The organism is Bacillus crepusculi (assembly GCF_014764715.1).
Lineage (GTDB): Bacteria > Bacillota > Bacilli > Bacillales > Bacillaceae > Bacillus.
The window spans coordinates 12,911-26,449 of sequence record NZ_JACXXE010000017.1 but is presented as its reverse complement, the minus strand read 5'-3'; the positions used below and the strand labels follow the sequence as shown (position 1 = coordinate 26,449).

The window sequence follows — 13,539 nt, the reverse complement described above, 5'->3', positions numbered from 1 at the left end:
TCTCAATAGCGATGTTTAAAAAATGTATAATCATTTATCATGAGCCACAACAAACCTTTTGCAATATCCTCTTCGAAACTTTGTCCGATTAATATCACGGGCTTACTCGGCTGCACACCAAACAATTTATTTTTTTGTAAACTTTCCCTGAAAAACTCTTCATCCAAATTGTTCATATATAAAATTATATAGTGGGGTGCGATCATACTGTTAAAGGTACAGATCACTTTAATAACATGCTGAACAGCAATTTCAAAAGAGTCATCATGTTCGCTATGCATATGATAAATATCTGGTAAATATTTAATTTCTCCAGCAAGCCTATTTTTACCATACACAATAGATTCATTAATAAAAATACAACTTCCTGGCTTTGTATAGTCACGAAAGATTAAGCCTATTACAATATCTTCTACAGGTAACGTATGTCTTTGACAAAATCCTACTGTCGCTAAATTAGCATCGTTGTCAATCTTGACAGGGATATCATATTGTTTTTTTATTTCGTCAGCTATTCTCCAGCCATCAAGTTTATTTTCCCAGCTAACTTTTACTTCTCCATTTATTTCTTGGCCAGGAATAGATATTGAAATACCAGATATTTTATAAGGTAAATCTAGTAATGAATGCAGATTGTCAAGAAATGTTTGAATGGTGCTTTCTTTAAAAGGGATTTCTTTTCTGAATTTCTGTTCCCCTTTCATATTTGAAACAATCGCAAGCATTTCCAGTTCCTTCGTATCATTATATTGGATAGAAATTAATAAATAGTGATGCAAATCATAATTGAATTGATATTGGCTAGCAGGCCTACCTTTTTCTAGGAATACATGACGATTATATAAAATTTCATTCTTTTCGCTGAGTATGTTAACAAGGCTATTAACAGTTACAGTGCTAAGGTTTGATAAGTGTGCAAGCTCAGCTTTGGTAGCAACTCCTTTGTCAAATAAAATATATCTTAGTCGGTCTAAGTTTTGTTCTTTTAATTGTTTAGCCGCCATGAACTCATCCTTTGTGTAAAACCTATTTAATAAAGTGATTTAATTAAAGCACTTAATTAATTAACTTTATTATAGTCGTGTTCAAGTTACCTGTAAATAACGTCTTTTAGAACTTATGATGTAGTAAGATTTATTCAGTTCAATAAATAGATCATTTTAAAAAAAGCAGCCTATGAATTTCTAGATTCATAAGCTGCTTTTTTTAATTAAAAGGATATTCTCCACGAAGAATCAAATCAATGCTGTTTAATACACCTTCCTCATTGTTAGACTGTGTAATGTAAGCGGCTGAATTTTTTACTACTGGTGCTGCATTTGACATAGCTACTCCATATTTCACTCTCTTTATCATTTCCAAATCATTACCATTATCACCGAATGCGGCTGATTGATGAAAACTAAGGCTCCAACGATTTAATAAATGGTTTAAACCACTAGCTTTATGAAGTCCAGGAATAATTAAATCAACATCACCATGCCCACTAGATACAGGAGTTACAATCCCTCCTAATTCATTTGTTAGTTCCTCTAAGACAATAGAAATTTTTTCTTGAGGGAATCTGACTGCAAACTTAAAAATAATATCATCAATATTTTTAAAGTCAGCTACCTTTTGTAACAAATGGTAATACTTTTTTGAGAGGGTAAATGTTTCTCTCTGTACATTTTCTTGAATATATGCACTATTTTTTCCGCATACTATCAGATTTTCATAATGATACTTCTCTAATACGTTCAGAACTTGATTCACTGTTTCAGTAGCCATCTGACCACAGAATACTCTATTTTCTCCATCTATTACATTGGCACCATTCTCGGCTACAAATGCAATTTCATCTGCTATTTCAGGAAAAAAAGACTTCAACTGTTCATATTGGTTGCCGCTTGCGACAACAAAACGAATATTTCTTTCTTTCATCAACTGATATTGTTTGAGAAAGCGGCTTTTATTATAGCTCATATCATCTTTTAGAAACGTTCCATCCATATCGACAGCAACTAATTTAATGTCCATTTAATAAATCTCCCATTTAAGTTTTTCTAACTAATTCCTTAGAATCTGCGTATGTTGTTTTAATGTAATCTCCTACACGCAATGCTTGCGCTGCAATGGTTAATGCAGGGTTTACGGCAGCCGATGATGGAAAAAACGAAGCATCCACTACATAAAGATTTGAAATTGAATGAGCTTGACAATATGGATTTAAAACAGATGTGGCAGGATCGTGACCAAAACGAATTGTACCACACTGATGAGAGTTTGTACCTATTCCTCCCATAGATTGAGTGGCTACTACTGGATAGCCCGCTCTTTTCATCATTTTTTTTGCTTCTTTTAATAATTCTTTATGAGCCCGTGTGTTATTTGCCTGCCACGTGACACGTATCTCACCCTCTTTAGTCAATGACACATGGTTTTTAGGATCCGGCAAATCTTCTGACATGACAAACCAATCAACACTTCGGTTAGCGATACCTCTTAAAATTGGATTTGGAACAAAAGGTTTAGCATCCTTCATCATAACGCCCTGCAGTTTACCAAGCATTTGTAAATTTCCCATTGGGTAAGGAAAATTATTTGTTCCAAAGTAGAAATCGTTCACAGTAAGTGTCTTTTGAAAATTCGTTTGATTTAATTTAGGACTCACTGCGATAAGACCTGTATTAATATGCATCATATAATTTTTTCCGACTAAGCCTGACTCATTCGCCAAACCATTCGGGTGATGAAAGTTACTAGATCTAAGTAACAATGCAGCTGAATTTACTGCACCACATGAAGCAACAATAATATTTGATTCAATTGTGAATACATCCCCATCTTTCTCTACTTCTACCGCTGTCACTCTATCCCCATCTTCATTTGTTAAGATACGCTTTACAAATGCTTTTGTCATCAATTCGACGTTGGGGGATGCAAGAGCAGGTTGTACGCAACAAACATCTGCATCTCCTTTTCCATCTACTTGACAAGGAAAACCATCACATGTTTTACAGCGTACACACCTCCCATTATCTCTAAGATCTACAGCCATTGGCAAATGAGAGGGGTGAAGTCCCTGCTGTTTTAATCTTTCTGATAATTCATTGATGACAGGTTCATGAGGGACTGATGGATAAGGGAAAGGACGGGAGTGAAAAGGTTCTGTTACATCTTCATTTAACTGACCATGCACATGATAGATCTCTTCTGCCTTGCTATAATAAGGCTCTAATTCATCATAGTTAATTGGCCATGCAGGTGAGACGTTTCCCCCCTCATGTTTAAGCTCTCGAAAATCTTCAGCCCGTAAACGAAACATGACTGCTCCATATACTTTCGTATTACCCCCCACATAATAATTTACTCCTGGAGAAAAAGGGTTATCGTCTTGATCCAACCAATTTTCTTTCGTTTTATATTTTTTTTCCTTAAAAACAGCAGCCGGGTCCCAGTTTTCTGTTTCATGTGGTAAAAAATCTCCTCTTTCAATGAGTAGAATTTTCATGCCGCTATCTTTTAATGAATATGCCAAAGTGCCTCCTCCAGCACCTGTACCAATAATAATCATATCGTAATAATTCAATTTAATTCCCCCCTCATTTTAATAATCAAAACCAAGGTGAACCGGTTCACCTAAATTCTAACACCCTTCATGTTGAAAGTAAATAATATTAAGAAAATTCAATACTTTTGAGGGTTTAGCTTTTTTAACAATCTACTGTTCTTGTGGAATAACATGTATTCTTATATAATTTAAGACATATTTATTTAGGAGCTCGTGAATCACGGAGGTCATTATGAAGAAAAAAATTACAATTCGAGATGTTGCAGAATATGCTGGTGTATCTCGTACCACTGTTTCTTATGTATTAAATAATGTGAATAAAATCTCAGAAAAAACCAGAAAGAAAGTATTAAAAGCAATGAAAGATCTAGATTACCAGCCTGATTTTACTGCTATTAGTCTATCAAAAAGAAAATCTCATATTATTGGGGTTGTCATCCCTTCATACGAACAATCTATTGCCCCCATTTTCAAAGAAAATTTTTATTATACAGAAATGCTGGCAGGTATGGAATATGAGTTTAAAAAACATGACTATGATATTATATTTTCAGCCATTAAGCATCCTCAAGATTTAAAAAATTGGATTCGCAGACGCAATTTGGATGGACTCATTTTTTTGGGAATGGTGCCTCAAATTCTACAAAAAGAACTGCCGCTACTTGATCTTCCAATGGTACTGACGGATAATTATGAGCAAAGCCTAGAACAATTCCATAAAATATTTATAGATGATCTAGAAGGCGGTTATCTTGCAACAAAGCATCTTATTGAGCTTGGACATACACAAATTGGTTTTGTCGGTCATGATTTGACGAATATTTCAATAGATATGAATAGATATCGGGGATTTGAAAAAGCTTTAGACGAAGCAGATTTGCAAATAAACCACAAATTTTTATTTGATGGAAAGGGAAGCACATTTGAGACTGGGTTTCAAATAGGGCTAGAGATCCTCTCCCTTCACTCAAATATGACAGGTATTTTTGCTTCTTCTGACATTCTTGCATTAGGGATTATGAAAGCTTTTGAAACGAACAAGAGAAAAGTACCAGAAGATTTTTCAATCATTGGTTTTGATGATATTGTTATGAGCAAATATATTACGCCAAGTTTAACAACTATTAAACAAGATGTATTTAATAAAGGGAGTGTCTCGGCTCAAACACTATTTAAGGCAATAGAAGGGAAACTTGAAGATCCAGTTCATATCACCTTGCCCATTGAGTTAATCATAAGAAACTCAACTGCTCCTAGAACTTAATACCTCACTAAATCGAGTTTTATCTACATTATAGAAAAGAAGAAAAAACGGAATGCTCCGTTTTTTCTTCTTTTCTATTATTTATACATGTGTATTTACTTTCTGTTCTTTTACAATTCGAATTGATTTTTCTCTTTTAAATAATACAAAAAATAAGATTGTAATGATCATTGTGAATACAGCTGTGATTGTCCAAAAATGGTTCCATTCATTCAGGCTTTCAAATCCGCTTTTTGTAATATTGTTTTTGAATAATGCTGCTGTTACTAGGCTTCCTAAGAATACACCAATACCTTGACTAAATAACATAAGTAGCCCTTGCGCCTGGCTCTTAATTGAAGTATCGGCAATTTCATCTGTATACATGAAGCCTGATACAAAGAAAAAGTTCCAACATAAGCCGTGTAATGCGATACCCAGATACAATAAGAAAGGCATCATTTCATTAGCACCGATTGCAAATAAGACAAATCTTAACACCCAAGATACTAACCCTATTAGAAAAATATATTTGTAGCCTAGTTTGTAAAAAAATAGTGGAAGTAAGATTAAAAAAAGCACCTCTGATGCTTGACCTATTGTCATAATAGCGGAAACTTTATTAAAACCAAATGATTCTAGAAAAACTGAAGTGTAGGAGGAATAAGCTGTAAACGGAATGAATAAAAACACGGTGCATATAATAAAAATGAGATAATTCTTTCTCTTAAATAAAGCAAATGCATCTAAAAATAAAAGATCTCTCATTGATATCTTTTTACCCTTTGCTAATGGTGGTGTACTTGGCAGAGTTAAATTATAGATACCTAGAAATATTGAAACCACTGAGCCCATTTGAAATGAAATTGGGCTAGATGAGTAACCCAAAAACCCAAGGAGTAAACCAGATGCTATAAAGCCAATTGTTCCAAAAACATTTACAATTGGAAAATGCTTTTCTGAATTTTCAATATTCCGAAAACTTATGTTGTTTCTCAAGGAATAACTTGGAATAAACATTAAATTATAGAGGAAAATCAACATTAAAAATATGGATGCATTCCCGTTATATATTTGTGAAGGTATAAACCATAAAATAACTCCCCCCACAATATTACAGAATGCTAAAGCCTTTTGCGAAGAGAAAAAACGATCTGTTAACATACCAACAAAAATAGGTGTAATAATGGCTGCTAATCCACCGACAGCATAAGCAGTACCTATTATTGATGATAAACCATGTTTACTTAAAATGAGACCCATAGAAACTAGCCATGTTCCGTATACAAACTCCTGAAAAAAGATCATTGTTCCTAACCGACTGAGCATCAAGGTTGATTTTTTCAAATAACACACCTTCTTTCTTTTTTGAACCGGTTCACCTATTGTTTATTATAAATTATAACTACTTCATCTCTAGCAGTTTGTCACATTATCAGACGACGTATATTTACCCAAAGTAAACGCTATCATTTTATTACTATTACATGCTATATAGGTAAGGCCTACATTGTATAGACCTTACCCCTCCTATATCATCAAATCTCTTTAGCTGCCCACTTAATACCTCTTTTCGTTAACTCGAGGACTTCTGGAATTTCCAGTTCCTCCGGCTTATGTCCAAGGGTATGATAAAATACTCTCCCCTTACCCCATTGACGCTTCCAAGCGACAGGCATAGTTCCTCCTTTTAACCAAGTGAACTTATCCCCATCTATTATTGTAGAAGCAATGACTTCATTGTTTGGATCTACATGCATATAGTACTGTTCTGAAAAAATATTAAAGCTGGAAAGCCCTTTTGTTAAAGGATCAATATTTGAAAAATCCACTCTATAATCAATAAAATTACCTGGATGGGCTATAAATTGACCTCCTAAAACCATTTTAAAGGGATGACTGTGGTCAAAAGCAGCTAATAAACCATGCCATGATGCCAAACCTAATCCGTTTTCTATAGCTTCAACAAGGGAAATTTCTTGGAATTGGCTTAACTCTCCTTGTGTCCAGATAGGTATAATGACATCGAACTCATGCAGTCGGTTAGATTCTAAGATTGTGAGATCTTCTGAAAGCTCTACATCAAAACCATCTAATAATTTTTCGACAGCTACATGAGCCATTTCTTTAGGATAATGCCATGGCCAACCACCAAAAAGTACTAAAGCTTTTTTCAAAAATAACATCTCCTTTATGTAGTGTTAGGGGCATGCTGAAGCTTACCCCTATCAATTTTCTTTTCCTTGAATCATCTTACAAATGTTGCTCTAGCGCTCTTCCTTCTGCATACTCTTCTTGTCGTTCATCCTCAATATAAGCAGGGACTGGAAAATCCCACCACCCAGGTACGAATGGTCCACCTGCATCTCTTGCTGTCATTGCTTCTACTAGTGTTGGTCCATTCGTATTAAGGGCTTCTTTTAAAGCACCTGAAACCTCTTCTGGTGTCTCTGCACGCCATGATTTAAGTCCAAAGTGTTTAGCTACTTTAGCAAAGTTAGGCGTGTAAGGTGCACCATCTTTTGTATTAAACTCTGTTCCAATATGACGGCCTGTAATTTTTCGTTGTCCCCCTCTTATAGACATATATCCCATATTATTCTGCACCAAGAAAACAACAGGAATATTATGCATGACAGCCACTGCTATCTCAGGAAGTGATTGCATAAAATCTCCATCTCCAACAATACATACGACTTTTCGATCTGGTTGAGCAAGCTGCGCTCCTAGTGCGGCTGGAACAGCCCAGCCCATTGATGAATAACTTCCTGATGTTAAAAATGTTCTTGGTTCATACACAGGAAAAGTTTGTTTGACTGCTCCTTGTGTATTCCCAGATCCAACTACTACAATTCCGTCCCTTGGTAATAACTTGCGGAGTTCAGCTAATGGCCGTTGTGAAGTCATTGGTGCCTCGTCACTATCACGGCGTGGTGCTATCTTCTTCTCCCAATCATCTTTTAGTTCACTGATTTGCTGGAAATAAGCTGAACGCTTTTCTTGAATTTTTTCTAGGTCTTCTGAAACCATAGTATCTAACATGTCTTGTAACACTAATTTAGCATCTGCAACAATGCCTACTTCTGTCGGATAATTTTTTCCAATTTCTTGAGGGTCAATATCAATATGAATTAGTTTTGCTGGAGGGAATGAGAAACTAGCCCCTTTTCGATAGCTAGAGGCTGACCAATCGGTGAATCGACAGCCAATTGATATAACGACATCTGCATTTGCCGCCAATGCATTTCCACTAGTTGTTCCTGTTTGGCCTACAGAACCAGCGAATAAGCGATGATCTTCTGGAAATGAACTCTTTCCATTCCAGGTAGTAACAACTGCAGCACCAACTTGTTCTGCTAATTGACGCAACTCATTTGTTGCTTCAGCTGTGATGGCTCCACCACCAGCTACAATGACTGGACGTTCTGCATTTACTAATAACTTCACAGCTTTTTCAATTGAAGATTGATCAGCACGCAATTTGTTAATAGGCATACGTTTTTGAAGATCATGAAACTCTACATCAACTTGTTCGGTCTGAATATCCATTGGCACTTCCACATGAACAGGACCTGGTCTACCATTTAACATAGAATTAAATGCCCTATGCATAACGAAAGGTAACTGTTCTACACGGTTTACCTTCCAATGACGCTTAGTCACTCCGCCAGTCACTCCTGAGAAATCGTTTGATTGATGCCGATCAAGTTCCTGCATTACACCATGTCCTTGCATATGTGTTGCAGGAGCTCCAGTTAGCAAGAGAGCGGCTGTAGAGTCAGAATATGCTGTCCCAAGCCCTATCACAGTGTTAGCGGCTCCTGGACCTAAAGATGTGATAGCAGCCATTGGTTTACCTGATGCTCGATAAAAACCATCTGCCAAATGTACTGCGCTCTGTTCATGCATCACTTGAATGAAAGGAATTTCACACCCTTCCTCCATTAATGCATCTGTCATCATCCAGCATCCATGACCTGGAATGCCTGCGACGTAAGGTACTCCATAATTTTTTAGCGTTCTTGCAATGACTGATCCACCAGATAATTTTCTATTATTCGTAGAACTATTTTGTTCTTTCAATTCATTCGTATTTATTTGCATAAAGAAAACCCCTTCCTTTTATCATTCATTTATTCATGCCGGAAAATGATTTTTTGAATCTCATTTGAGTTATAGACTTGTTCAAAAGCACTCACAGCTTGTTCTAATGGAAGAATTTCCTCAATGACTGCATCTACATTAATCAAACCCATTTCCAATAGTTTTAATGCTCTCGGGAATTGCCATGCTGTAGCATGAGCCGCTACCAGTTCTATTTCTCCATACCATAATGGAAGGAAATCCATTGTTATAGCTTTCATTGGCGCTCCTCCTAGCACACAGCGTCCTCCACGTTTTACCATCTTGAGCATTTGTGATACGGTTGCAGACGTCCCGACACATTCAATGACGACATCTGCTCCCTTGTTATTTGTTAAATCCATCACTCTCTCATACAGATCCTCATGAAGTGGATCGAGAACAGCTTTTGCCCCTAGGGTCGTTGCCAATCTTCGCTTTTTTTCAATCGGTTCACTAACAATGACTTCACCACCAGAGGCTTTTGCCACTTGTAAAGCCATTTGTCCAATTGATCCCCCACCTAAAATCAAGACGGTTTGCCCCGGTTTCATTTGACTCCTATCAATAAAATTAATTGCACATGCTAATGGTTCTACAAAAACTCCAGCTAGACTAGATACATCAGGAGGTAAACAGTGCGTTCGATCAGCAGGAACTTTTACATATTCAGCATAGGCTCCATCATCAAAAATTCCTAAATGAGACATATTTCCACATAGATTGTGTCTACCTGTTCGACATGGATCACAATCCTTGCAAGGTAATAACGGCTCAACTGTCACCCTATCCCCAATTTGAATTTCTTTTACGGTTCCAGGATAATACTTCACTTTTCCACCAACTTCTGCAACAACTGCAGACAATTCGTGTCCCATTGTAAAAGGAAACTCTCTTTTGCCCATATCATGATATAGCACATGTAAATCTGTTGTACAAACACCAGAGTAAATCACCTTTAATAACAGTTCATCGGGTCCAATTAAAGGAATCTCTGTTTGTTGGAAAATCGCTTTACGAGGTTCCAACTTTTGAACAGCAAGCATCTTAGAATTTAGAATTGTTCTTTTTGGTTTTTTCTCATGCATTGTTAGCCTCCTTAGTAAAGACCCTTATTGAACCGGTTCACCAGTATATTAACACTTTATAATATTCAAGTAAATAAAAATATTCAGAAAATTTTTGATGGAAGCATAATTTAAAATTCAGCTAAACAAACAAAAAAGCCAGCCACCCGCTAAAAGGTGATTGGCTTTTTTCTGTTACTTCCCGATGTTCTCTCCATTTTGCTCGATTAATGTTTCATACCAATAAGAGCTCTTTTTCCGAATTCTCTTCAGGTCTTTCAGGTCAAATTCATCACGGTTGACGTAGATAAAACCGTAGCGTTTTGAGCAGCCTTGGTGTGTACTGATTAAGTCGATGGCTGACCACGGGCAGTACCCGAATACCTCAACACCGTCAGTGATCGCCCATTTGATTTGTTCAATATGTTTTTCTAAATAATCAATTCGATAATCATCCTGAATCGATCCATCCGCTTCTAACTTGTCAAAAGCGCCTAGTCCGTTTTCCGTAATAATAAGAGGTAGCTGATAGCGGTCGTAAATTTCACGCATCGTTGATCGGAAACCGGTAGGGTCAATCTCCCAGCCAAATGCATTTTTACTTAAGAACGGGTTGTTGCCGCCTTTGTAGACGCCATCTTCACCAGATTTTAAATGCTGATCTCCGCCGCGGGCAAATTCATCATTGCCATCTCCTTTACTCGCTTCAACCGTTTGAGATGTGTAGTAGTTAAAGGCAATGAAGTCTGGTTTTGCACTTTTCAAAATATCCATATCTCCCTCTTCAATCACAGGAAGAATGTCTTTTTCCTTCATGTATGCCCATGCAAGGTTGTTATAGCGACCGAATACTGCCATATCAAGGTACAGCCAGTTGCGGATCGCATTGTAATTAGCCGCAGCAAGGACATCCTCAGGTTTTGGAGATGCCGGGTAAATTAGGGCGATGTTTGGCGCTGGTCCGATTTTCGCCTCAGGCAGCAATCGATGACAAAGCGTCATCGCTTTCGCCTGTGCCACAAGCATATGGTGGTTCTGCTGATATAACTCTTTTTTCGGATTTTCTAAATTTGGATCCAGTGTACCTAGAGCTGATCCATGTAAGATCATCATGTTTTGTTCATTAATCGTCAGCCAATATTTTACCTTCTCGCCATACTCCTGGAACAAAACCTCCGCATAACGTTCAAACGCATCGACTGTTGAACGATTTGACCAACCGCCTTTCACTTGAAGCGCATGAGGTAAATCAAAGTGATACATTGTCACGATTGGTTCAATGTCATAGCGGCGCAATTCATCAATGAGAGAATGGTAGAAGTCAATTCCCTTTTGATTGATCTCCCCATCTCCGTCTGGCATGATCCGTGTCCATGCAATGGAAAAGCGGTAAGCCTTGAGGCCCATTTCTGCAAACATTTTCACGTCCTCTTTATAGTGGTGATAGTGATCGCTTGCGACCTTAAAATCAGTTGTTCCTTCAGGATAACTTTCTCTCATGTCAATGACAGAAGGTCCTTTTCCATCCTCGTTCCATGCACCTTCTACTTGATAAGCGGAAGTAGATCCGCCCCAGAAAAAGTCTTTTGGAAATGATGCTAGTGTTGAATATCTCATGATTATATCCTCCCTGTTATTAAACTAAGTGTAAAAATGATTGTCCTGGTGTCACTTGTTTTTCTTCTGTCTCAATGATATCGCTAAATTCACCGGAATTGGTAATAATCACAGGTGTTGTGACTGAAAGACCTGCTGCTTGAATGGCTTCAATATCAAACTCTGCAAGCAGCTCACCTTCTGTAATGGTTTGGCCCTGTTCAACCTTCGGCGTAAAATGACGGCCCCCAAGTTGTACAGTATCCAGTCCAATATGTATGAGTACTTCAGCTCCGCTTTCAGATATAAGACCGTATGCATGTCCTGTTGGGAATACCGTCGTCACGACTCCGGTTACTGGTGCAAACAGCTTGCCTTCTAATGGAATAATGGCTGCACCCTTACCTAATGCGCCAGATGAGAAAGCCTTATCCTGCACCTCTTCTAGCTTGATGACTTCGCCAGATAAAGGACTTTTCACATGAGCTGCTTTGACACCATGTTCGTTTTCAATTGTTGGCGCAGAACCTGCTGCCGGCGTTTCATCTTCATCTACTGGATCTTTAAAGCCAATCAAATAGGTTAAAATGATAGATAAGACGAACGAGACCGAAATTCCGATGATGAATCCTGTAAAGCCTTGACCGTAGAAAATCGGAAGTGTCAGTAAACTTGGAAGCCCTGACGCAATGGCAATACTTTGTGAATAACCGATAATGGCACCACCGACACCAGCAGAGAGCACCGCTGCAATAAATGGTTTTTTCAAACGCAGCGTAACCCCGTATACAGCAGGCTCTGTAATTCCAAACACGGCAGAAACCGCTGACGATCCAGCTAATGATTTCAGCTTTTTATTCTTTGTTTTCAGCATAACACCGATTGAAGCACCAGCTTGTGAAAATACAGCTGGCGCAGTGGCCGGCTTAATATGATCTTTTCCATGAACCGCAATATTATTTAAAATGACTGGAATCAATCCCCAATGGATACCGAAGATCACAAGAACCTGCCATGCCATCGCAATTAAAGCACCAGCAAGTGTAGGGCTAAAGGAGAATACTTTCAGCAGGACGGCTGCAATTCCGTTCCCTGCATACACACCAAATGGTCCAAATACGATCAGTGTCAGTGGAACGACCGTGACCAGTAAAATCAGTGGTGTAATAAAGTTTTTCACACTTTCATGAATGACTTTGTTAAAGAAACGTTCGATATATCCCATCACAAACACTGCCAAAATAATCGGGATAACCGTTGATGTATAAGACATTAAGACAACCGGAATGCCGAAGAACGACACATCTCCGCCGCCTTTTGTGAGCTCTTGAATAGTCGGGTAGATCAGTGCACCTGCAATCGTCACAGCAACAAACGGATTCGCTTTAAACTTCCTAGCAGAAGTGAATGCGAGCAGTAATGGCAGGAAGTAGAACAAGCTGTCTGATGCAGCAAATAAAATTTGATACGACGTGTCTTCAGGAGATAACCATTTCGCATTGATACAGATGCCGAGAAGACCCTTTAAAATACCGGCACCCGCCATCACGCCGAGAAGTGGTGTGAAAATGCCCGATACAATATCGACAAATTTCCCAAAAAGACTTGTACTCTCTTCACCTGATCTAGCAGATGAAGAAGCGGAATCCTCTAATAAATTCGTAAACTCCCCGATCTCTTTATATACCTCTGGTACGGTATTGCCAATGACCACTTGAAATTGGCCGCCGCTTTCCATGACAGTCACGACGCCATTTAATTTTTCAATGGCTGCTTTATCTGCTTTTGACCTGTCATTTAAAGTGAAACGAAGTCTTGTGGCGCAATGAACCAATGAATGAACGTTTTTCTCTGTGCCAATATGTTTGATAATGTCTTCTGCTAATTGACGATAACTCATATAAAAACCCCCTTTTTTTCAAAAAAATACGTTTTTGGGCAAAATAAAAACCTAAACG

The 13,539-nt window shown here is 37.9% G+C and carries 10 protein-coding genes; 1 reads left to right on the top strand and 9 read right to left on the bottom strand.

Annotated features, from left to right (window positions below):
• Positions 1-2: 2 nt before the first annotated feature.
• From IEE86_RS18015 to IEE86_RS18005, 3 genes are all read right to left on the bottom strand, one after another.
• Positions 3-1,004, bottom strand: coding sequence for an ROK family protein (locus IEE86_RS18015; RefSeq protein WP_191098400.1), 1,002 nt, complete (start codon positions 1,002-1,004; stop codon positions 3-5).
• A gap of 202 nt (positions 1,005-1,206) precedes the next feature.
• On the bottom strand, positions 1,207-2,019 hold the full coding sequence (locus tag IEE86_RS18010) for a Cof-type HAD-IIB family hydrolase (RefSeq protein WP_191098399.1): 813 nt from the start codon (positions 2,017-2,019) through the stop codon (positions 1,207-1,209).
• Positions 2,020-2,035: 16 nt separating this feature from the next.
• Positions 2,036-3,571: a GMC oxidoreductase gene (locus IEE86_RS18005; RefSeq protein WP_224741079.1), complete on the bottom strand. Its 1,536-nt coding sequence runs from the start codon at positions 3,569-3,571 to the stop codon at positions 2,036-2,038.
• 214 nt (positions 3,572-3,785) lie between these two features.
• On the opposite strand from IEE86_RS18005, the gene IEE86_RS18000 reads away from it, so the two are divergent.
• Entirely contained in the window at positions 3,786-4,817 is a 1,032-nt protein-coding gene (locus IEE86_RS18000; RefSeq protein ID WP_191098398.1) for a LacI family DNA-binding transcriptional regulator, read from the top strand.
• An 81-nt stretch (positions 4,818-4,898) separates the two neighbouring features.
• On the opposite strand, the gene IEE86_RS17995 is transcribed toward IEE86_RS18000, so the two are convergent.
• The 6 genes from IEE86_RS17995 to IEE86_RS17970 form a co-directional block, all read right to left on the bottom strand.
• A complete protein-coding gene (locus tag IEE86_RS17995; protein WP_191098397.1) occupies positions 4,899-6,143 on the bottom strand; it encodes an MFS transporter in 1,245 nt (414 codons plus the stop codon).
• Between the two features lie 191 nt (positions 6,144-6,334).
• Positions 6,335-6,973, bottom strand: a complete 639-nt coding sequence (locus tag IEE86_RS17990; RefSeq protein WP_191098396.1) for a ThuA domain-containing protein — start codon at positions 6,971-6,973, stop codon at positions 6,335-6,337.
• Positions 6,974-7,049: 76 nt separating this feature from the next.
• On the bottom strand, positions 7,050-8,900 hold the full coding sequence (locus IEE86_RS17985) for a thiamine pyrophosphate-binding protein (RefSeq protein ID WP_191098395.1): 1,851 nt from the start codon (positions 8,898-8,900) through the stop codon (positions 7,050-7,052).
• A 29-nt stretch (positions 8,901-8,929) separates the two neighbouring features.
• On the bottom strand, positions 8,930-10,006 hold the full coding sequence (locus IEE86_RS17980) for a zinc-dependent alcohol dehydrogenase (protein WP_191098394.1): 1,077 nt from the start codon (positions 10,004-10,006) through the stop codon (positions 8,930-8,932).
• Between the two features lie 174 nt (positions 10,007-10,180).
• A complete protein-coding gene (locus IEE86_RS17975) occupies positions 10,181-11,602 on the bottom strand; it encodes a glycoside hydrolase family 1 protein (protein ID WP_191098393.1) in 1,422 nt (473 codons plus the stop codon).
• Between the two features lie 19 nt (positions 11,603-11,621).
• A complete protein-coding gene (locus IEE86_RS17970; protein ID WP_191098392.1) occupies positions 11,622-13,481 on the bottom strand; it encodes a beta-glucoside-specific PTS transporter subunit IIABC in 1,860 nt (619 codons plus the stop codon).
• Positions 13,482-13,539 lie beyond the last annotated feature (58 nt).